The 20,169-nt window shown below is 68.1% G+C and carries 18 protein-coding genes and 4 pseudogenes; 15 read left to right on the top strand and 7 right to left on the bottom strand.

Annotated features, from left to right (window positions below):
* The first annotated feature begins 475 nt into the window (after positions 1-475).
* From ABT114_RS28410 to ABT114_RS28385, 6 genes are all read left to right on the top strand, one after another.
* Positions 476-709: a hypothetical protein gene (locus ABT114_RS28410; protein ID WP_351145718.1), complete on the top strand. Its 234-nt coding sequence runs from the start codon at positions 476-478 to the stop codon at positions 707-709.
* Between the two features lie 122 nt (positions 710-831).
* A complete protein-coding gene (locus tag ABT114_RS28405; protein ID WP_351145717.1) occupies positions 832-1,014 on the top strand; it encodes a hypothetical protein in 183 nt (60 codons plus the stop codon).
* Between the two features lie 2 nt (positions 1,015-1,016).
* On the top strand, positions 1,017-1,469 hold the full coding sequence (locus ABT114_RS28400; protein ID WP_351145716.1) for a transposase: 453 nt from the start codon (positions 1,017-1,019) through the stop codon (positions 1,467-1,469).
* Between the two features lie 853 nt (positions 1,470-2,322).
* Positions 2,323-3,726: a sulfatase family protein gene (locus tag ABT114_RS28395; protein ID WP_351145715.1), complete on the top strand. Its 1,404-nt coding sequence runs from the start codon at positions 2,323-2,325 to the stop codon at positions 3,724-3,726.
* A gap of 65 nt (positions 3,727-3,791) precedes the next feature.
* The gene (locus ABT114_RS28390) at positions 3,792-4,754 is read left to right on the top strand and encodes a formylglycine-generating enzyme family protein (protein ID WP_351145714.1); all 963 of its coding nucleotides are present in this window, start codon (positions 3,792-3,794) and stop codon (positions 4,752-4,754) included.
* 211 nt (positions 4,755-4,965) lie between these two features.
* Positions 4,966-5,202, top strand: coding sequence for an aldolase/citrate lyase/malate synthase family protein (locus tag ABT114_RS28385; RefSeq protein ID WP_351145713.1), 237 nt, complete (start codon positions 4,966-4,968; stop codon positions 5,200-5,202).
* An 8-nt stretch (positions 5,203-5,210) separates the two neighbouring features.
* On the opposite strand, the pseudogene ABT114_RS28380 reads toward ABT114_RS28385, so the two are convergent.
* Positions 5,211-5,501 (bottom strand): annotated as a pseudogene (locus ABT114_RS28380) (MmyB family transcriptional regulator); the annotation flags it as partial.
* Between the two features lie 109 nt (positions 5,502-5,610).
* Here ABT114_RS28380 and ABT114_RS28375 point away from each other — a divergent pair.
* From ABT114_RS28375 to ABT114_RS28355, 5 genes and pseudogenes are all read left to right on the top strand, one after another.
* Positions 5,611-6,745, top strand: a pseudogene (locus ABT114_RS28375) (RNA-guided endonuclease InsQ/TnpB family protein).
* Between the two features lie 304 nt (positions 6,746-7,049).
* Complete coding sequence (locus ABT114_RS28370; RefSeq protein WP_351145712.1) at positions 7,050-7,235, top strand: hypothetical protein; 186 nt, start codon at positions 7,050-7,052, stop codon at positions 7,233-7,235.
* A complete protein-coding gene (locus ABT114_RS28365; protein WP_351145711.1) occupies positions 7,232-7,978 on the top strand; it encodes a hypothetical protein in 747 nt (248 codons plus the stop codon). Before ABT114_RS28370 ends, ABT114_RS28365 begins: the two co-directional genes overlap by 4 nt.
* A complete protein-coding gene (locus ABT114_RS28360; RefSeq protein WP_351145710.1) occupies positions 7,975-8,892 on the top strand; it encodes a DUF6895 family protein in 918 nt (305 codons plus the stop codon). Before ABT114_RS28365 ends, ABT114_RS28360 begins: the two co-directional genes overlap by 4 nt.
* Positions 8,889-9,914, top strand: coding sequence for a serine hydrolase domain-containing protein (locus tag ABT114_RS28355; RefSeq protein WP_351145709.1), 1,026 nt, complete (start codon positions 8,889-8,891; stop codon positions 9,912-9,914). Before ABT114_RS28360 ends, ABT114_RS28355 begins: the two co-directional genes overlap by 4 nt.
* A gap of 221 nt (positions 9,915-10,135) precedes the next feature.
* Here the strand turns inward: ABT114_RS28355 and ABT114_RS28350 are convergent, their stop codons facing one another.
* Complete coding sequence (locus ABT114_RS28350; protein ID WP_351145708.1) at positions 10,136-10,930, bottom strand: SDR family NAD(P)-dependent oxidoreductase; 795 nt, start codon at positions 10,928-10,930, stop codon at positions 10,136-10,138.
* 164 nt (positions 10,931-11,094) lie between these two features.
* Between ABT114_RS28350 and ABT114_RS28345 the strand changes: the two are divergent.
* Positions 11,095-11,355, top strand: a pseudogene (locus ABT114_RS28345) (RNA polymerase subunit sigma-24); the annotation flags it as partial.
* A 242-nt stretch (positions 11,356-11,597) separates the two neighbouring features.
* Here ABT114_RS28345 and ABT114_RS28340 read toward each other — a convergent pair.
* The 3 genes from ABT114_RS28340 to ABT114_RS28330 are packed head-to-tail and all read right to left on the bottom strand — an operon-like array spanning position 11,598 to position 14,983.
* Positions 11,598-13,997 (bottom strand): glycoside hydrolase family 65 protein, encoded by a 2,400-nt coding sequence (locus tag ABT114_RS28340; RefSeq protein WP_351145707.1) that lies wholly within the window; start codon positions 13,995-13,997, stop codon positions 11,598-11,600.
* Positions 13,994-14,737, bottom strand: a complete 744-nt coding sequence (locus tag ABT114_RS28335; RefSeq protein WP_351145706.1) for an HAD family hydrolase — start codon at positions 14,735-14,737, stop codon at positions 13,994-13,996. The genes ABT114_RS28340 and ABT114_RS28335 overlap by 4 nt, the downstream gene beginning before the upstream one ends.
* A 9-nt stretch (positions 14,738-14,746) precedes the next feature.
* Positions 14,747-14,983 carry a hypothetical protein gene (locus ABT114_RS28330; protein ID WP_351145705.1) on the bottom strand — a complete coding sequence of 79 codons (237 nt, stop codon included), beginning with the start codon at positions 14,981-14,983 and terminating at the stop codon, positions 14,747-14,749.
* A 721-nt stretch (positions 14,984-15,704) separates the two neighbouring features.
* Between ABT114_RS28330 and ABT114_RS28325 the strand changes: the two genes are divergently transcribed.
* Both ABT114_RS28325 and ABT114_RS28320 read left to right on the top strand, forming a co-directional pair.
* Positions 15,705-16,373 (top strand): shikimate kinase, encoded by a 669-nt coding sequence (locus ABT114_RS28325; RefSeq protein WP_351145704.1) that lies wholly within the window; start codon positions 15,705-15,707, stop codon positions 16,371-16,373.
* A gap of 559 nt (positions 16,374-16,932) precedes the next feature.
* Positions 16,933-17,796, top strand: coding sequence for an alpha/beta fold hydrolase (locus ABT114_RS28320; RefSeq protein WP_351145703.1), 864 nt, complete (start codon positions 16,933-16,935; stop codon positions 17,794-17,796).
* Here the strand turns inward: ABT114_RS28320 and ABT114_RS28315 are convergent.
* Positions 17,791-18,281, bottom strand: a pseudogene (locus ABT114_RS28315) (IS5 family transposase); the annotation flags it as partial. The gene ABT114_RS28320 and the pseudogene ABT114_RS28315 overlap by 6 nt on opposite strands.
* A gap of 330 nt (positions 18,282-18,611) precedes the next feature.
* Here ABT114_RS28315 and ABT114_RS28310 point away from each other — a divergent pair.
* Positions 18,612-19,157: a hypothetical protein gene (locus tag ABT114_RS28310; RefSeq protein WP_351145702.1), complete on the top strand. Its 546-nt coding sequence runs from the start codon at positions 18,612-18,614 to the stop codon at positions 19,155-19,157.
* 208 nt (positions 19,158-19,365) lie between these two features.
* On the opposite strand, the gene ABT114_RS28300 is transcribed toward ABT114_RS28310, so the two are convergent.
* A complete protein-coding gene (locus ABT114_RS28300; protein WP_351145701.1) occupies positions 19,366-19,995 on the bottom strand; it encodes an NADP-dependent oxidoreductase in 630 nt (209 codons plus the stop codon).
* Positions 19,996-20,169: the final 174 nt, after the last annotated feature.

Raw genomic sequence — 20,169 nt, 5'->3', positions numbered from 1 at the left:
GTGCCCGGATGAGCGCACAACGGCGAGGCCGGGGCAGGGCTCGCGGGGTCGCCGTGACGTCACTCAACCCCAGTCCCGCGACACGATCCACGTCGTGCGCCCCTGAAAACAGGTCGGCCCTACCCGCCCGAAACCTGAGAAACCAGCAGTTCAGAGGATCTCTGTGGCGACCTCAAGAATTGCCACGCACTCCACAAGCGAGGTCATCGAGAAGACTTGCACCGAGAGTCCAAAGCGCCACTGGCCGGCGGGGACACGACCACTGCATGAGGAGTTCGGCCATGAAGGCTTCGGAGAGGTAGCGGCGCTCCTCCGGTCGAACTGCCCGTTCACCACGGAGCCTTGCGCGGCGGCTTGCCCCTTGTCCAGGGAGCACTCAATGCCTGCGTCTGATGCCGACATGCCAAGCGGGGGTGCCAGCCATACCTCCACCACCCGCACGGACGGAACGTGCGCAGAATGTATGGTCAGGCATGTGAAGAAGGCTCGCTGGGTGTCTGAGGGTGGTTCCTGGCTCTTCCACTGGGCCGTCGCGACGTTGGCATTCTGGCTGGTGGGAAAGGTGACCGGCGACGAGCCGGGTTGGATGACATGCGCGGTCTTCGCTTTGTTCGCCTTGGCATCCGGTGAGCTCTCCCGTCGATGGCATCGCTACCGTCGATCGAAGAAGCAGGCCCGCGTCCTCTCCGCGCCGTCCAACGAGCAGTGAAGCCAAGCACGTCAGAGCACGCGGCCAACTCGCCTAGGAGCAGGACGCCGGGCCGCGGTTGTGCCGCGGGTTCGGTGGTCCGTTGATGCCGTCGGCGAAGTCGACGGCGGATCACCGTGCGGATGAACGCCTCCGTCAAGGCCGCGATCGCCCGCATCGACGAGGGCGCCTGGACGCCGATCAAGTACCCCAAGGCGGTCTGGGACGAGGAAGGCCAGTGCTGGATCCCGGATGCCGAGATAGCCGAGGTCCCCTACACCGCGTTCACTTCCAAGCCGAAAAACAGCAGGTCACCGCCCGTCTGATCGTGCGCCGCGTCAAGCGCCTGGGCACTGCCACCGTTCCTGCCGGGCAGGGCACGCTCTTCGATACCTGGCGCTACCACGCCGCGTTCACCGACTCTCCGCTCTCCTTGAAGGACGCCGAGCGTGACCACTGTCGGCACGCCGTCGTGGAGCAGGTGATCGCGGATGTCAAGAACAGTGCCTTCGCTCACGCGCCGTCCGGCCATTTCCATGCCAATGCCGCGTGGCTCGCCCTGGCGGTGCTGGCGCACAACCTGAGCCGCGCCGCCGGCGCCCTGGCCGGAACGTTCCATGCCAGAGCGACCACCGCCACCATCCGTGACCACCTGATCAACGTGCCCGCCCGGCTGGCCCGCTCGGCCCGCCGCCTCACCCTGCACCTACCCGAACCGTGGCCCTGGAGCACGGACTTCACCCAGCTCTTCAGCACGGTGCATGGGCTACCAGCCTCCTGACGCTCCCCGACCGACCTGCCCGAAAGGGCCCGACACCTGTGGACAAGTGGAAAGCTGGACAGACCAGCGGCCACCCCATGCCCGAATCCGCGACTCAACCCCGGCACGGCCCGCACAACCCCGAAACGCCCACCCCGAAACCAGCCGGTGAATCCGGGCTGAGCTGTCGGCTGATGACCGCCGAACTCGCCTCGCGTTACGCGCACATGGAACACGCCGTGTTCGGTCGCTCCGGCCGGACGCCCGTAGCAGCCTCCTGACGGCCCCGACGCCGGTGCCGCACCCCGAGTGGCGACAGTCCTGACGAAGTCGTCACTGCCCCGGTGATTTCCGGGGACGTACCAATGTCTGAGAATTCACCGAAGAGCATTGCCTACAAAACGTGGTAACGCGTAATGTCATAGACATGGCAGCACGAGAGACTCTCGTCGGCCGCCGCCACGTCGACTTCGGTCGACTGGCCAGCGGTCTGTGTACAGCCGAGTCGGCGTGACAGCTTTGGCCGACTGCCGTCCGACCAGGCGGTAATCCGGCACCTGAACGCCACATCGCCACCGGATCTTCCGGCAGTCTCCTCTACCTTCATGCTGCCCTCGAACGCCTTCGCCTGCACACTGAGCGGCAGCCGACGCGAGCGGCGACGACCAGCTGCTGCTCGGGGGCAGCGCAGTGACGGTCCCAGGGCACACCTGATCCGGATCCTTCTCGAGAATTCCCGTCGATACTCCGTTTTTCGCATGCACAGTCTCGGAACAGGCATGCGCGAAATCGCCATCGAAGCCGGAGTATTTCGAATTCATGGCACCTCCTGCCTCCTCATGATGCGCGGGGCACCAAAACAGGAGTGAAACCGATGAGTGATACCAGCCAGCCCCAGGTCGGGCGACGTCGTTTCCTCACCAGTGCGGCCGCGGTGGCCGCTGCCGCGACTGTCCCCGGCGTCGCCGGGCTCGCGGCTGCCGGCAAGGCGGGCGCCGCGACCCGCCCGAACATCCTGCTGATCATCACCGACGACCAGCCCAAGCACACCGACTGGGCAACCCAGAAGACCGTCGACTGGCTCGGCGGGCAGGGCGTGACCTTCTCCCACGGGCACGTCACGACCCCGCTGTGCGCGCCTTCGCGGTCGTCCATCTTCTCCGGTCGCTACGCCCACAACCACGGTGTACGGAACAACGCGTCCGCGTACAGCCTGGATCAGAACACCACGGTGCAGCGCCACCTCAAGCAGGCGGGCTACCGCACCGGGCTGTTCGGGAAGTACCTCAACTCCTGGAATGTCGCCGACAACCCGCCGCACTTCGAGGAGTGGGCCATCGAGGTCCCGGTCGTCTACAACGACGGCCAGTACAACGTCAACGGCACGGTCCAGACGATCCCCGGCTACAGCACCACAGTCATCAAGGGCCAGACACTGGCCTTCCTGGACAAGGCCGCGACCGACTCCCGACCGTGGTTCGCGGTCGTCACGCCCAAGGCCTCGCACGAGCCGAACACGCCGGAGGACAAGTACGCCGACACCGCCGTACCGGCGTGGAACGGCCGCCCCTCGGTCCCCGAGGACGACAGGAGCGACAAACCGGTCTACGTGCAGAATGCGGCCAAGACCCTGGCCGACGGCCAGGCGGCGCGGGAACGGCAGCTGCGGACACTGCTGTCGGTCGACGACGCCGTCCAGGCGTTCAGGGACAAGCTGAGAGCCCTGCAGCAGCTGGACAACACCCTGGTCATCTACATCGGCGACAACGGCTTCCAGTGGGCCGACCACGGCCTCCTCGGGAAGGGCACGCCCTACTCCCCGGCCCACGAGGTGCCGTTCTACCTGTCCTGGCCGGCCGCCGGCCTTGCCGCCGGAACCACCGACAACCGCATCGTCGCCAACATCGACATCGCCCCCACCATCCTCGACGCCGCCGGGATCAACCCCACCACCCCGCAGGACGGCAAGTCCCTGCTGTCCCAGTTCAACCGCGACCACCTGCTCGTCGAGTGGTGGAAGCAGGGCACCGCGGGCGTCAAGCACACCTGGGCGTCCTACGTCGCCAAGGACAAGCAGTATGTCGAGCACTACCACCTGCACACCGACAAGAACGGCACCGTGTCCGGCGCCGGGGACGTGACGTTCCGGGAGTACTACGACCTCGTGGACGACAAGTACCAGCTCACCAACAAGCTCTACCAGGCGACCCCGGCCGACGAGCAGGACCTGAGCATCCCCGCACTGGCCGCCCAACTCGCCGCCGACCGCAGCAGTTAGCCTCGCACCGCCGCCGCCCGCCCGGACCTTTCCGGGCGGGCGGCCCGATCCTCCAGGGACATGCCATGCCTTCCTGCTGCACCCCCGGCCACACCCCGGTCACTCTCACGATCAGCCCGTCCCCGACCCCCGCCCGAAGCCGGGCCGCACTCCGGGCCGCCAGACAGCTCCTCAGCCTCCCAGGCGGCCGCTTCCTGATGGGAGCCGACGCCGCCGACGGCTTCCCGGCGGACGGCGAGGGGCCGGTACGTGAGGTGAGCATCAGCGCTTTCCGTATCGCGCCGACGACGGTGACCAACGCCCAGTTCTCCTCCTTCGTGAAGGACACAGGCCACGTCACCGACGCGGAGAAGTTCGGCTTCTCCTACGTCGTCGAAGCTCATCTGCCCGCCCGCGTCGCGAACATCTCCCCGGCCGTACCGGGAACTCCCTGGTGGCGCGCGGTCTCCGGCGCGAACTGGCGCCAACCGGAAGGCCCCGGCTCGTCGTTCGCGGACCGGCAGAACCATCCCGTGATTCACGTCGCCTGGAACGACGCGCAGGCATACTGCGCCTGGTCCGGAACCCGGCTGCCCACCGAGGCAGAGTGGGAGTACGCGGCCCGCGGCGGACTCGAGCAGCGCCGCTACCCGTGGGGTGACGAACTGACCCCCGGCGGACAGGACATGTGCAATATCTGGAAGGGCGACTTCCCCGTCCGCAACACCGGGCCCCATGCCCGCACCGGCACGGCCCCGGCCAAGTCGTACCGCCCCAACGGCCATGGGCTGTACAACACGGTGGGCAACGTCTGGGAATGGTGCACCGACTGGTTCAGTCCCGACTTCCACCGAACCGGCCCCCGCCAGGACCCGACCGGCCCGGCCACCGGCACCGCCCGCGTCATGCGCGGCGGCTCCCACATGTGCCACGACTCCTACTGCAACCGTTACCGGGTCGCCGCCCGCAGCTCCAACACCCCCGACAGCTCCACCGGCAACATCGGCTTCCGTGCGGCGGCAGACGCGACGGACCCCCCTCAGGGCTGAACCGGGTGTACGGCCGCGCTCGTGCGCATCGGCAGCGAAGAGAACCACGTGGGCTGTCACCTGACTACCAGGAGACAGCCGTGGACCGCAAGGCCGGTTCGGACGAGGTCGGGTCGCCGGTGGCCTCACCCCCGGCGACCCGACCAACCCATAGCTTGAGACCGCCGCAACCCGTGCCCGAGTGACCCACGCCCGGTGGTCAACGAGCGCGTTGCTTGCGCACCTGGCACTGTCCGCGGCTCGCTCCCACCTGGTCCACACCTCAGCAGCCGCCGCCGGCGCTCCGCCCATCGACGGCGTCACGACGTCAGTGAACGCCCCGGAGACGCTCAGCGCCGACACCCGGCACGCGCGCGAACTCGGGTTCACCGCGAAACTACTGATCCATCCGTCCCAAGTCAGCACGGTCGCCGAACACATGAGCCCGTCCACGGCGGAGATCCGGTGAGCGCGCGACCTGCTGGATTCCTCGGCCTTGAGCAGGAGCTCACCCACCAGGCTGGTGAGATCCGGGGCGTCCGGGTCGGTGCCGGCCACGGCGCGGAGCCGGGCCACACAGCCCCGGACCTGGTTGTCCCAGTCGGGGAAGAGAGTGGGCGCCGTGGGGTGGAGGAACAGGTAGCGGGCCAGGTTGCGCTGGGTGGCGGGCCAGTCGGCGAGGCCCGCGTAAAGGGCGAGGCAGCCGGGGTTCCAGGCGAGCAGGTTCATGCTGCGGCTGACGATGGAGGCCTGGCTCGGTCGCAGCGTCTGTGGACGACTGTTCTGCCCCTGCGAATATTGGGGTTTGATTCCCAGCCTGGTGACATAGATCAACGCTACGGTCACGCCCGTGAAGCTCGTTGTGCAGGTGAGGCTGATGCCAAAGGCCGAGCAGGCCGCCGCACTTGGCGCGACCCTGCGCGCGGTCAACGAGGCCGCGAACTGGGTGTCGGCGGTGGCGTTCGAGCAGGATGTGCCGCGCGAGTACGAGCTGCGCAAGCACACCTACGCGGAGTTGAAGTCGCGGGGGCTGGGAGCGCAAGCAGCCCAGCACACCATCAAGAAAGTCCGCGACGCCTACACGACACTCAAGGCCAACATCAAAGCCGGGAACCTCGGCGGACCGGGCTCGAAGCGGCGCCAGAAGGCCGAGTCCAAGCCCGTCGCCTTTTTTTCGGCCCGAGGCAGCCCAGCCCTACGACGACCGGTGCTTGTCCTGGCAGTACGACGCGCAGACGGTGTCCATCTGGACCACCGCCGGACGCATCCGGGGTGTGCGGTTCGTCTGCTCCGCCGACGGCCTGAAGATGCTCCAGCAGTACCGCAAGGGCGAATCGGATCTGATCGAACGCGACGGCGCGTTGTATCTGATCGCCACGTGCGAGGTGCCCGAGGCTGAAGAGTACGAGCCCGACGGGTTCATCGGCGTCGATCTCGGCATCGTCAACATCGCCACCACGTCCACCGGCTACCAGGCCGCCGGACGCGGCCTGAACCGGCGCCGCACACGCGAGCGTGACCTGCGCGGCAAGCTCCAGAGGAAGAACACCAAGTCTGCCAGAAGGCGGCTCAAGGCCCGTGCCCGCAAAGAGCAGCGGCATGTGAAGAACACCAATCACGTCATCGCGAAACGAATCGTGACCGAGGCTGAACGCACCTCGGCCGGAATCGCCCTGGAAGACCTGGGCGGCATCCGGCAGAGGGTACGGCTCCGCAAGCCCCAACGGGTCACGCTCCACTCCTGGTCCTTCGCCCAGCTCGGAGAGTTCATCGCGTACAAGGCACGCCGTGCGGGCGTGCCCGTGGTTCACGTCGATCCTGCCTTCACCTCGCAGACGTGCTGCGAGTGCGGGCACGTCGACCGGAAGAACCGGGTAGAGCAGGCCCTTTTCATCTGCCGGAACTGCGGGGTCGTTGCCCACGCGGACCGGAACGCTTCCCACAACATCGCCCAACGTGGCGCTGCGGTGTGGAATGCGGGGCGTGAGTCACGCGTCCCTGCCACCCCATAGGGGTGTCTGGACGGAGGAGTCCACCCAGCAGCCAACTGGACACTACCTCCAAGCCCGGCCCTTCAGGACCGGGTCAAGTTGACGAAACCACACAGGTGTCGCTTGTCACTCCCGGTCCTCTTGGCCGCGTCGAGGACATGGCACTGGTTGCACGCCAGGTCAATAGGTCACTCAAAGGGAGGGTTTTCGCGCTCCGTCTGAGTTTTCGCGCTCCGTCCGCGGAAGGCATGGTAGGACCACCCAACCTTCCAGGGGAATCACCGTACAAGCGGTGACATGTCTCTCGAGCAAGGAGGTACTGATAATGCTCGCCCAGGAAACCGTCCGTCTCGTCGCGACTCCGGCCGAGGTGTCGGCGATCGGCTCACTGATGGTGGAACCGGAAGCCGTCGTCAGCGGCGCGCCCCTCCCCTCACCGGAGGCGGGAGGATTGCTCCTATTGCAGCTTCTTTTGTCTCCCAAGGAGCCGAGGGAGCCCAAGGGCAAGTGAGTTCCCGGGCCGACTTCGCCACGGCTGCCGACGGTCTGGCGACCCGTGTCCTCGGTGCCCTTGGTGGAACTGGGGACACGGTGCTCGTCGCGCGGCATATCGACACTTCACCCGACGCGATGGCGGCTTTCGCCGCGGTCCGGTTGATCGGCGCGGACATCTTCACCCCGCACGTCCTGACCGGCACACTGTTCTGCCCTGAGGATGCGGCTGCTGTGGTCAAGTCCTTCGCCGCGTTCCCCTCGCCGGGGGCCGGGTTCACGGCGGGCTCGGACGGGCTGCTCACCATGGCCTGGCGCGACTGGGCGACCGCGCAGCTCCTGGCCCAGTACAGCACCGACGGCGCCCACCACGTGGCTGCCGCTCAGCCCGAGGAGGACAGCGCCCTCCGTGACACCGCCGACTGGCAGCGATGGTCCGTGACCATGGCCCAGCTCGCCCCGCTCGCCATCCCCGGTCTGGACAGTCCGGTCCACGAAGCGGCCCGCGGCGCAGCCCTGTCGCTCAGCCGAGGGGTCACCCGCTCGGTCCTGCGCCGTGATTTCCCCACCGCGGCACGGCTGACCCGATGGCTGGCATGGCTCCACCATGAGGGCATCGCGCTCCCTCTGGACCCGGTGCCCGTGGAGGAACACGTACGGCTGCTCGGCGGTGAAAGCCCGCGCGACTCACTCGACCTGGCCGTCGCGCGTCATCTACTCGAAGGGGATTTCCCCCAGGACGCGGAGGCGGCACGGACATGACGGTTCCCGAGCCCGTGGTGGTGGCGGCCCGGCGTATGGCCGACCGGGCCCTGTCCTGGCTCCATGCGAACCGTGCCCTTGGGGCCCTGCCGCCCGGCACCACCATGGAGATCGCCGACCCCAACAGCGTTTACAAACCGCTGGGCGAGACCGCGCTCGCCGCGTCCCTCATCCTGCGTGACGCCGTCGCCGGACCCGGGCAGCTGGCTGCTGCCCAGAGCCTGATGGAATTCACCTGGCAGCAGTTCCGCCAGGGCGACATGCTCTACGAGCGCCAGCTCCGGCACACGCTGATGACCGACCCGCTGGAGACGTACGCGCCCTTCGCCCGCTGCGGTTACCGCCATCCGCACCTGGACCGGCTGCTGGCCCACCACGCCCGGCTGCGTTCAGTGCACGGCATCGAGCACACGCCCAACCGCCGGCTCGCTGTCGCCAACGCCGCCCGCATCTGCGGCCTCAACCACGGCGACGACTGGGCCACGCTCACCCGTTCCACTTGGCTCGGCGCCAGCCCCGAACCCTGGGCGATCAACTGGATCACTGCTTACTCGATGACCCATACGGTCTTCCACCTCACCGACTGGGGTGGCTTCCCACAGGGCCTGCCAGCTGAACTCACCTCCTACGTGAGGACCTGGCTGCCGGTGTGGATCGACATCTGGCGCGAGGTCGAACAATGGGACCTGGTCGCGGAACTCCTCATCGTCGGCGCCTGCCTCGACGACCCCTACTGCGATCCTGCGGACTGGGAAACCATCGCCGCCCTCCAGCACGAGGACGGCCTACTCCCACGGGACAGCGACCCCGTCGACGACGATCCCGAGCAGCGGTTCAAGGACCACCAGCACACCGTCGTCGTCACCGCCGTCGCGGGCACCATCGCACTCGCCCGGGCAGCAGGGGAACCGTGAGTGGGCCGCCGCTGGACACCTGCATGCACCCGCTGCTGGAGGCAGCCAAGGGCACCGGCACGGCCGTAGCGGCCGTACGCGGTGACGAGCGCGTGGTACTGTGCCGCGGGCCCGTGGAGCCCAGCACCCGCTTCGAGACCGGCTCCCTCACCAAGACCTTCACCGCCCTGCTGCTCGCGGAACTCGCCGCCCGCGGCGAGGTGCGCTACGACGACCCGCTCACCCGATACCTGCCGCACAGCGTCCCCGGTCCGATCAGCCTGCTCCACCTGGCCACCCACACCTCCGGACTGCCCCGACTGCCGCCTGGAATGCTCTCCCGCGCGGCCCGCAGCGGTTGGTTCAGCAACCCCTACGCCGACTACTCACCCGACGACGCGCTCGCCGCGCTCCCCCGCACCCGGCTGCACCATCGCCCCGGTACCCATGTGCACTACTCCAACTACGGCGCCGGCCTGCTGGGGCACGCCCTCTCCCACGCCACCGGGACCGACTACCCCATCCTGCTCGCCGAGCGCGTCCTGGCCCCACTGGGCCTCGCGGACACCGACTGCGACCCCAACCACCCCCAGGCCAGCGGTCATTGGCGAGGCCGTGCCCGCCCTCCCTGGCGCATCCCCGGCCTGCCCGCCGCCGGAGCCCTGCGCTCCAGCGCCCGCGACCTGCTCAACACGCTGACGGCACTGCTCGCCCCGGAGACCGCCGGGCCCCTGAGCCTGCGGACCGCTCTCACCGAGGTGCAGCGCCCACGGCTGGCGCTGCCCCGAACCGGCAACCGCCTCTGCCTCATCTGGAACCTCCGCCCCCGTCAGGGCCGGCCCCTGCTCCACCACTCCGGCGCCACCCGCGGCTTCACCGCCTTCGCCGGCTTCCTCCCGCACTCCGGCACAGCCCTCGCAGCCCTCACCAACACGGCACCAACCCCGCTGGCGCCCTTCGTCCAGGCGTCATACGAAACACTGTGCCTCCTGGACGAACAACCTGCAGGCTCGTCACCTCCAACCCGGCCGCAGGGCTACTGACCCTTCCCGGCCAGCTTGTCATTGGCGACCGAAGTCGGCGACGACGCGAGTATCGCCCGCTGTCTCGAAAGGCTTGCGGCGGTGGCCCAGCGGCAGAACGACACCGACAGAGCCGGGCGCCTGCACAGGGCGGCGGAGAGACTGTTCAGGACAGCCGGCGGTGGCTGGCTGCAGGCGATCGGTGCCACCCCGCAACCGGATGTGCAGGCATAGGCGGGGAGTCACACCGTCTTGACCTGGCCGCCGTCGATGGTGAACTCGGCTCCTGTGATGTTGCCGGCGAGCGGCGAGGCGAGGAAGAGAGCCAGATCGGCGACTTCGCGGGCTTCGGTGACACGGCCGGTGGAGATGCCCATGCTCTGCGGCACGACGACGTCAATGGCTTCCTGCGCGGTGGTACCCGCCTGGGCCGCCGTGGCATCGGCGAAGCCGCCCGGCGCGGTCCAGAAGGGAGTGCGGACCGGTCCCGGGGCGATCGCGTTGACCCGGACACCTCGGGGTGCGAACTCTTCGGACAGTGACTTGGTCAGGCTGCTCAGGCCGGCCTTGGCTGCGGAGTAGTCCACGACTGCGGGGAATGGCAGGCGCGCGTTGATCGAGCTGATGTTGATGATGGACCCCCCGTCCGCGTCCAGCAGGTGGGGAAGCGCCGCGCGGCTGGCCCGGACCGCGCTGAACAGGGTCATGTTGAAGATGCGTAGCCACTCGGTGTCGTCGATGTCCAGGAAGCTCGGACGGGGTGTCGCGGCACCCAGGTTGTTGACCAGGACGTCGACCCTGCCGAACTCGTCCACCGCGAGCCGGACGATTGTGTCTGGTCCGTCTGCGGTGGACAGGTCGACGGGGACCGCGGTGGCGCCGTACTTCTCGTGGAGCGCTTCGAGCTCGGGAGTGATGCTCCGGCTCCCGGCGATGACGTGTACGCCTTCACGGGCGAACGCGGCGGCGATGGCGAGGCCGATGCCCTTGCTGGCCCCAGTGACGACGGCGACCTTGTTCTCGAGCTGGAGGTCCATGGCGCTCCTTCTGGATTGATCACCGCATATGTCGAGGGTAAGCGGAACCGGCGCCGCCGGCTCGGGCAGGCAGCCGGCTCCCATCTCCGGGCGATCCCGCATTCGTAGCCGCGCATGTGGACGCCGTACGGGAGCTGTTCCCGCACCTGCTGCTGCACTCGGAGGACTTCCCGGTCGTCCGGCTCGACCGCGTCGTGGCCGTCGGCGAGGCCGACGGACCGCGCGCCGGCCTGGCGGCGCTCGAGGCGCTGGACGACTCGCTGCCCCACCACGCCGCGATGGCGGCGTACCTCCACGAGCGCGACGGCGACCTGGCGACGGCGGCACGGCTGTACGCCGAGGCGGCCCAAAAGACACCCGACCTCGCCGAGCGCGACCACCTGACGCGCCAGGCCGCCGGGCTCAACGCCCACCGGCGTCGCTGACAGGTCGCGGTCACATCGACGGCCATGCCGATTTCACCCGATTGCACTGGATGAGCTGGCTCGGCGTCACCGACGCGTGAAGCTGTTGCCGCCGTAGGGTCTGAGGGCTGAGGGCCGCTGCTGAGGGAAGGCGAGAACAGAATGGCCGGCCGCCGGAGCAGCGTCAGCGGCATACGCGGAGTGCGCTCCGCATGCGAAACCGGTGACTGCGCTCCGCAGCCTGCGATACACGCTCCCATGTACTACTCGAGTGGTGTCCCTGTCCGGGACTCCTCCCCGATGGGCAGACCCATCGGCCGGCGGCCCTGCGGCTGTTGCGGCTCGGGGCGCGTGGGCGTCGGAGGCACCCGGCGGTCGACCGACGCGTCGGTGAGTACGGTCGTCGGCTCTCCGTGGTGCAGTACGACCAGCGGTTCTCCTTCTATCAGCTGGTACCGCGCATGGGTCTGGCCGATGTCCACCTTCAGTCTGCGTCCGCGGATCAGCACGGTGAACGCCACTCTGGACAGCGCTTCCGGCAAGCGCGGTGCGAACGCCAGCCGGTCCGACGTGCCGTCCTCGTCGACGTACCGGCGCATGCCCCCGAAGCCCGCGACCAGGGCGATCCAGGTCCCGGCGAGGGAGGCGATGTGCAGCCCGTCACGGGTGTTGTGCTCGAGATCGTCCAGGTCCATCAGCGCGGCCTCGCCGAGGTAGCTGTAGGCCAGCCGCATGTGCCCGGTCTCGGCGGCGAGCACCGCCTGGCAGGACGCCGACAGGGAGGAATCGCGCACGGTCAGCGCTTCGTAGTACGCGAAATTGCGGGCCTTCTGCTCGTCGGTGAAGGCGTTCGGGCACTCCATCATCGCCAGCACAAGGTCCGCCTGCTTCACCACCTGCTTGCGGTAGAGGTCGAAGTAGGGATAGTGCAGCAGCAGCGGGTAGTTGTCGGACGGGGTCGCGTCGAAGTCCCAGTGCTGGAAGGTCGTGAAACCGGCCGACTGTTCATGGACGCCGAGAGACTCGTTGTACGGCACCGCCATGCGGGCCGCGGCGTCCCGCCACACCGCGGCCTCCTCTTCGTCGACACCGAGTTCGGTGGCCCGGTCCGGATGACGCAGGGCCGCGTCCGCGGCAGCGAGCAAGTTCTGCCGGGCCACCAGGTTGGTGTACAGATTGTCCCGGGCGAAGGCGCTGTACTCGTCCGGTCCGGTGACCCCGTCGATGTGGAAGACGCCTTCCGCGTCGTGGTGACCGAGGGATCGCCACAACCGGGCGGTGTTCACCAGGAGGTCGAGGCCCTCGCCCCGTTCGAAATCCTTGTCTCCGGTCACCATGACGTACCGTACGACGGCCATGGCGATGTCGGCGTTCACATGGAAGGCGGCCGTCCCGGCGGGCCAGTAGGCGGAGCACTCGGCCCCGTCGATGGTTCGCCAGGGGAACGTCGCCCCCGACAGTCCGAGTTGACTGGCGCGTTCCCGCGCCGCCGGCAGCGTCCGATGCCGCCATCTCAGCGCCGACGCGACGGCCTCCGGCGCCGTGAACGTCAGCACCGGCAGCACGTAGGACTCAGTGTCCCAGAAGGAGTGCCCGTCGTACCCGGTTCCGGTCAGGCCCTTCGCGGGGATCGCCCGGTTCTCGCCGCGGGCCGCCGCCTGGAGGACATGAAAAAGCGCGAATCGCACCGCCTGCTGGATCTCCGCGTCGCCCTCCACCTCGACGTCCGCTCCTGCCCAGAAGCGGTCCAGGTACGTCCGTTGGGCGGCAACCAGTCCGTCCCAGCCGGTGCTGACCGCGGCCGCCACCGCCCCGTCCACCTGATCGTGCACGGCCGACAGCGAACGGTCGCCCGACCAGCCGTACGCCACGAACTTGACCAGCTGCAGTGGCTGACCGGGCGTCAGGTCCGCGGTCACGGTCAGACGGGCGACGTCGGGCTCGCTCTGCGCCGTCCAGCTCGTGCTCTCGGGCCCTTCGACGAGGTGGTCGGCCGCCGCCGCCACCCGCAGTGCGCTACGGGTGGTGCAGTGCACGAGCCGCAGCCGGGTCTCCTGCGCAAAGTGCTCCTCGGGCGCCAGCGGGGACTCGGTCGCCGCCGCGACGCGCGGGTCGCCCTCGAAGCGGGGCAGCTGTTCGTTGGCGACCAGCTCGGACTGTACGGCCACCGTGCTCGGTCCGTCGATCGGCTCCACCTCGTACACCACCGCGGCCACCGCTCGCTGGGTGAAGGACACGAGCCGGCGTGAGGTGATGCGGATGGTGCGGCCGCCGGGCGAGGTCCACCGCGCGGTCCGACTGAGCACACCGGAGCGGAAGTCCAGAACCCGCTCGTGCGCCAGCAGCCGGCCGTAGCGCAGATCGCACGGGTGGTCGTCGACGAGCAGCCGGATGATCTTGCCGTCGGTAATGTTGATCAGCGTCTGGCCGGACTCGGGATATCCGTAGCCCGCTTCCGCATAGGGCAGCGGATGCCGCTCGTAGACGCCGTTGAGGTACGCGCCGGGCAGTCCGTGCGGCTCGCCCTCGTCGAGGTTTCCGCGCCACCCGATGTGCCCGTTGGACAGCGCGAACACCGATTCGCTCTGAGCGAGCACGTCGAGGTTCAGCTCGGTCTCGCGCAGGCACCACGGCTCGACTGTGAAACTGGGATGAGTGATCACCGGGACTCCAGCAGGTCAGCCAGGTCCCGGACAACCACATCCGCCCCGTGCGCCCGCAACTGCTCCGCCTGGCCCACCCGGTCGACCCCCACGACCACGGCGAACCGGCCCGCCCGGCCCGCCTCGACGCCGGCCAGGGCGTCTTCGAACACGGCAGCCTCGACCGGGTCCGTTCCCAGACCGCGGGCCGCCTCCAGGTAGGTGTCCGGGGCGGGCTTGCCGCGCAGATGGCGCTCGTGGGCCACCACTCCGTCGATCCGCTCGTCGAACAGGCCCTCGATCCCGGCCGCCACCAGGACGTCCCGGCAGTTCGCGCTGGACGACACCACCGCGCACCGCAGGCCGGCTTCCCGCGCCGCGTGAACGAAGCGGACCGAGCCCTCGTAGGGTTCCACGCCGTCCTCCCGGATCTGCCGCAGCACCAGGTTGTTCTTCCGGTTGCCCAGCCCGTTCACGGTCTCCGCCTCCGGCGGGTCGTCCGGTGATCCCTCGGGCAGGTGCACCCCGCGCGCGGCGAGGAATGTGCGCACCCCGTCCTCACGGGGGCGCCCGTCCACGTACTCGTCGTAGTCGTCGACCGCGTCGAAAGGCACGAACGAGGTCCTCTCCCGGGTCGCGCGCTCGCGGAGAAAGCCGTCGAACATCTCCTTCCAGGCGACCGCGTGCACTTTCGCGGTCTGGGTGAGCACCCCGTCGAGATCGAACAAGCAGGCGCGGACGCGAGCAGGAAGCCCCAGCATGCGCCGAGGCTAGAAGGCGCGCGCGGCCGGCGGCGGCAAGATACCGCTCGGCACGCCGGAAGGCACCCGCTCGGTCGAGGCCCGAGCAGCAGCCAGGGGCGTCGCCGTTGCGTACCCCTCCAGCCAGGTCGCAGCGACATCGACGGGTCCTTTCCGTGCGGGCCGCTCCTCCTGGTCGAAGAGAAGCAGCTGCGCGGGCATCGAGGCCTGCTGGTGCGCGAAGACGTCGTACGGGTCACGGCCCATGCAGCGGGCGGTGCGCGGCCACGCCCTCAGCACGGCGGCAGCGACGGCGACACGGTCGTAGCGCAGCGGGTCACGGGGGATCGGCCACTCCCCCTCGTCCAGCGGAAGGTGCGGCGCGCCGGGACGACCGACGGCTTGCGGTCGTGGTCGGGAGTGGCCTCAACTGTGGGCCTGAGACGAGGCCCGCACCGCACCCCGAACCACCTGACCGCAGGCAAGAGCAACGGCCCCTCGTCGGAGCGCCTATGGGTAAGCCTCTGGCCTGGGCAGGGGGACCACGCAGGCGTCCGTGCCGGAGGCAGCCAGGGCTGCGTTTTCAAGGGCCAGAGGGTTGGCGGCTGCCGCGTAGCTCTGGAGGCGTTCTTCCAGTTCAGCGCAGTGTTTGATCAGCTTGGCGTGTTTGTCCTTCAGCTCGTCGAGCTCGCTGAGGCGCCTGGCGAATACTCGCGGTGTGGTTGCTGCAGTCTTCGCCCGCGCCTCGAAGAGCTCCTTGAGGTCGAGGTTGTCAGCCTCGTCGGCGCCGAGGCCAAGCTCGCCAGATCGATCAGCGAACCACCGTGATTCTCGGTTTGCCCGATCTCAGCCGAATCGCCGGGCGAATGGTCACTACCAACGGCCCGGAAGGGCCTGGCCAGCCCTCCGGACTGCAGTTCAGAGAAAGCCGCGAACAGCGACGACCACAATGAGGTTCGCCTTGGTCGTCCCATTGGATCGGAGAGAGATGCAGCTTGAACCGTATGAAGGGGCGGCCGACACCGCAGAGCTTCCGGCACGGCTGCGGCACGTTTTCTGGATTGGTGGCGGGAGCGGTGCAGGCAAGTCGACGATCGCCCGCCGACTCGCCGACCGCTACGGTTGGCGCCTCTACGGGACCGACGACGTGATGCGGGATCACGCCGGGCGGACCACCCCCGATGAGGCCCCCTTTCTGCACCAGTTCGTCGCCATGGACATGGACGAGCGATGGGTGAACCGGTCTCCGAAGGTCATGCTCGAGACGTTCCATTGGTTTCGAGGTGAGGGCTTCGGTCTGATCGTTGAAGACCTCCTTCGCCTGCCGCAGGAGCCGTGCGTCATCGTCGAGGGATTCCGGCTGCTGCCGCACCTCGTGAAGCCTCTACTTGCTGCTCCTGAGCACGCCGTCTGGCTTCTTCCCACACCCGATTTCCGCCAGGCCGCCATCCGGAGTCGGTCGGTACCAGGGGAAGGGTTCGTATGGAAGACCAGCGATCCAGTAAGGGCCGGCCGCAACATTGCCGAACGTGACGGCATGTTCACAACACGCCTCAAGAAGGAAACCGAGCGTCTCCAACTGCGCACCATCCAGGTCGACACCACGACGACGGAGAACGATCTCGCTGAGCAGGTGACGACGGCGTTCCAACTCTGACGTCGGCCGACACAACGAGGTGCAAGGCTTGGTTCAGAGATCCGAAACGCTAATCGCCTGGGCCGCCATCACCCTCATGACCCGGCACCTAGGGGGCGTCTCTTCGATCTTCGGCGGAGAGGCCCCCCCAGAGGCTGTAGTCGGGCTGCCCGATCACAGTGGCCTGGGTTCCACCGGTTTCACACCTGATTGCCCGCAAACCTGGCCGTGGTGGGAGGGGTCCCCGCGCAATAGCGGTGATGAGAAGGCCCGTCCGTCGAAGCCGAGGCCGTGCGGGGGTGGGTGGCGAAGTGCACGGATGGAAGGGGTCGTTCGGGTAGTGCGGACGATCTTTCACTGAGTAGTGTGAATCATCGGATAGTGGGCAGCCGTTCGCACGCTGCCCTCGTGACTCCGCGCTCGACCGCTGCCGCTTGCCATGCACGAAGACGTCTCTGCGGCTGGATGGTGCGCCGCAGGACGACGTCTCGTTCCTCGGCCGCGAGGTGGTTCGCGGCGTCGGGGAGAGCGACGCGCGTGCCGCCGACGCCGCAGAGGACCAGAAAGTGAGTGTAGACAGATGCAACCGACGTTCGTATTGGTTCACGGAGCTTTCGCGAACTCTTTCTCCTTCGCACCACTCCAGGCCGAACTCGGCCTCCTCGGACACCGTTCGGTCGCCGTCGATCTTCCGGGGCACGGGTTCGCCGCGACGTACCCGCGGGCCTATCAGGCGCCGCAGGATCTCGGAGGGCTCGCCACCGCGCCCGGGGCCATCAAGGGCGTCACGCTCGCCGACAACGCCGCGCACCTCATCGGGATACTGGAGCGGGCCAAGCGGAACGGGCCCGTCATCCTCGTCTCACACAGCCGCGGCGGCATGACGGCCACCGTCGCAGCCAACCAGCGGCCCGACCTGATCGACCGCATTGTCTATGTGTCCGCCTGGTGCCCCGTCGACCTCGATGTCAGCGCCTACTATGCCGAGCCCGAGATGGCCACGGTCGACGCCACAGGGCTGGCATCGGCGATGGTCGGGAACCCTGCCGAGCTCGGGCTGCTGCGCTCCAACTTCCGCACCGCCGACCCTGACATCCTCGCGGCCTTCAAGGCGGCTTTCCTCGCCGACGGGACGGACGAGGAGTTCATGGTTTTCCTCAACACCTTCCAGCCCGACGAGAACCTCGACGCCGGCACACCCGATGACCGGGCGCAGCCCGACAGCTGGGGGTGGATCCCCAAGACGTACGTCCGGCTGGCTGAGGACACCAGCCTGCCGCTCGCCATGCAGGACCGGATGATCCGCGAGGGCGACGCGCTGACGCCGGAGAACCCCTACGACGTCCGTACGCTCACCAGCAGCCACCTGAAGTGGCTGGTCGACCCGGCACCGGCGGCCCGAGTTCTGGGTGAAATCGCCGCACTCTTGCCTGCCGAATCATGATCGGAGCCAGCCGAGGAGAGCGGCGGCAGTGACCGTGCCGAGGTAGACGTACCCTCGCTTGTGATATCGGGTAGCGACGGCTCTGAACTGCTTGAGCTTGCCGATGGCTCCCTCCACCGTGTTGCGATCCTTGTACCGGTCCTTGTCTAAGCCCGGAGGCCGTCCGCCGCGTGAACCCCGGCGCAGGCGGGCGGCCTTATGGTCTTCTTCTCCGGGATGACGTGTCGGATGCCGCGTTTGCGGAGGCAGGTGCGGATCTTGCGGTTGCTGTACGCCGTGTCGGCGCCCACGCTGTCCGGAGTGCGGCGGGGACGTCCGAGCCCCATGCGGGGAACGCGGATCTTGTCCATCACCGGCTTGAACTGGGTCCAGTCCGCCCGCTGCCCCGGTGTGATGAGCGGGGTCAGCGGGCGGCAGCGGCCCTCCGCGACGACGTGGATCTTGGTGGTCAGTCCGCCGCGGGAACGGCCAAGGGCCTCGCCTGGCGCACCGCCTCCTCCAGCAGGGGCCGCAGGGTGATGTGCGCGCGCAGATGAACTGATCTTGGTGCCCCTTTTGAGGAGCTGCGTGGGGTAGGCGGCGGCTTGGAATGAGACAGGCGCACGTCACAACCCGCCCCAGATGTCACCCCAGCCGACTCCCACAACTCCCTCGCACCGAGAACCTCACCAGCACCGGCTACCTATGACTCATAATCCATGATATATAGGCGCAATCATGGTGAAAACAACCTCTGACAGAGTGTTTTTTGAACCAGCAGTGTTCCGCCGGTGTGTGGGCGAGCGATCGCGCCTCCATGGAGCGAAGCTGAGGGCGTGAGTATCAGAAGTGAACGTCCGGTGAGTGCTGAACAGATCCATGCAGCATTGGTCGCTCTAGGGGCTGAACCGGTGGCGGATCCGGAGGCGCGGGCCGAAAAACCGCAGGAAACGGACCGTCTGCGACTGCTGGGCAAGCTGCTGGCCAAAGCAGAGCTGGAGATCACCACCGCGACGCGTCTGAGTGAGGAGGGGGAGATCGAGGACGTCCTCGACACGATGCTCGGTTGGACAGACCAGCTAAGTCCTGACGCCGGCCTTGCGGTCAACGTCCTGACGAACAGGCTGCAGCGCACTGCCATGCAGGTCTCGGAATCCGAGGAAGAAGAACCGCCTCCGGGCCGGGAGGCATCCTTCGCTGCCTCGATGACGGCGTTGTACACCCTCAGCGCCCAACTGCATGCCGATCGAGGTGATGTGGAGGGAACCCGGCGGGCTCTGAGTGGGGCAGAGGAAGCCCTCATCGACATCATGCAGGGCATGCATGACCTACGCGTGGCCATCGGCGACGCGGCCGGGGAGGACGAGGGATCAGAGGGCTGACGGCAGTACCGCCGGCCCACCCCGCCAGACGCCACAACCCAGATCATCCAGGCGTACGGACGCCGCTTGACGTTCTGGCCCGGTCGAGAGCACTGCTCTGCGACGATCGGGCCGCCGACCTGCTGTACCGCGAGGCCATCGAGCGCCTCGAGCGCAGCCGGATCGCCGTCCACCTCGCTCGCACCCACCTGGTGTACGGCGAGTGGCTTCACCGCGAAAGCCGGCGCCTCGACGCGCGCGAGCAACTGCGCACCGCCCACGAAATGCTGCACGGTTTCGGAACCGCACACGGCCACGCCGCGCCCGAAAAGCCCGTAAACCACAGGCACACACAGAGTTCTAGAGACGCTATCTGCACGGCGAACGAGCCGACGCCCCCCGCCCCGCCCTGGATCAGGACATGCTGTCCGGCCTTCACAGAGGCATGGTCCACCAGCGCCTGCCGGGCGGTGAGCGCCGTCAGTGGAAGGGCCGCCACCTTGTCGTGTTCCAGCCCTGCGGGTTTGGCTGCCAGAACATCGACGGGCACGCTGACGTACTCGGCGGCCGCACCGTCACGTGTGAACGGGATGAGCCCGTAGACCTCGTCCCCCACGGCCACACCGGTGACACCGGGACCGAGCTCGGACACCTCATGCGAGGGGATGATGGGGGTTCGGTCTTTGCCTGTCCCGTCGAGGCGGTCGGTCCAGGTGGCGTCCCAGGTGAGCTCGTCCGAGGTGATGGAGGCCGCCCGAACGGCGACGAGCACCTCGCCCGGTGCAGGCCGCGGACGCGGCGCCACCTCGTACACGAGCTGCTCGGGTCCGCCACGGCTGTGGGCCCGTACGGCGTGCATGGTGTTCACGAGGTGATCACTCCAAGAAATCGAGCAACACCGAACCGGCGGTCCACAGGGACCCGCCCACAGCAACGGCATCGTGAGTTCGGCCGCTCGGGCGATGTCGTGGACTCGTTCGGCCGGTCAGCTCCAGGATCGGACGGCTGGCCTGGGCCCGCATCTTGTCTTCAT

Origin of the sequence: Streptomyces sp. NPDC002088, assembly GCF_040296605.1 — a bacterium.
Lineage (GTDB): Bacteria > Actinomycetota > Actinomycetes > Streptomycetales > Streptomycetaceae > Streptomyces.
The sequence above is the reverse complement of the archived record's forward strand: the minus strand, read 5'-3'. Positions and strand labels throughout refer to the sequence as shown.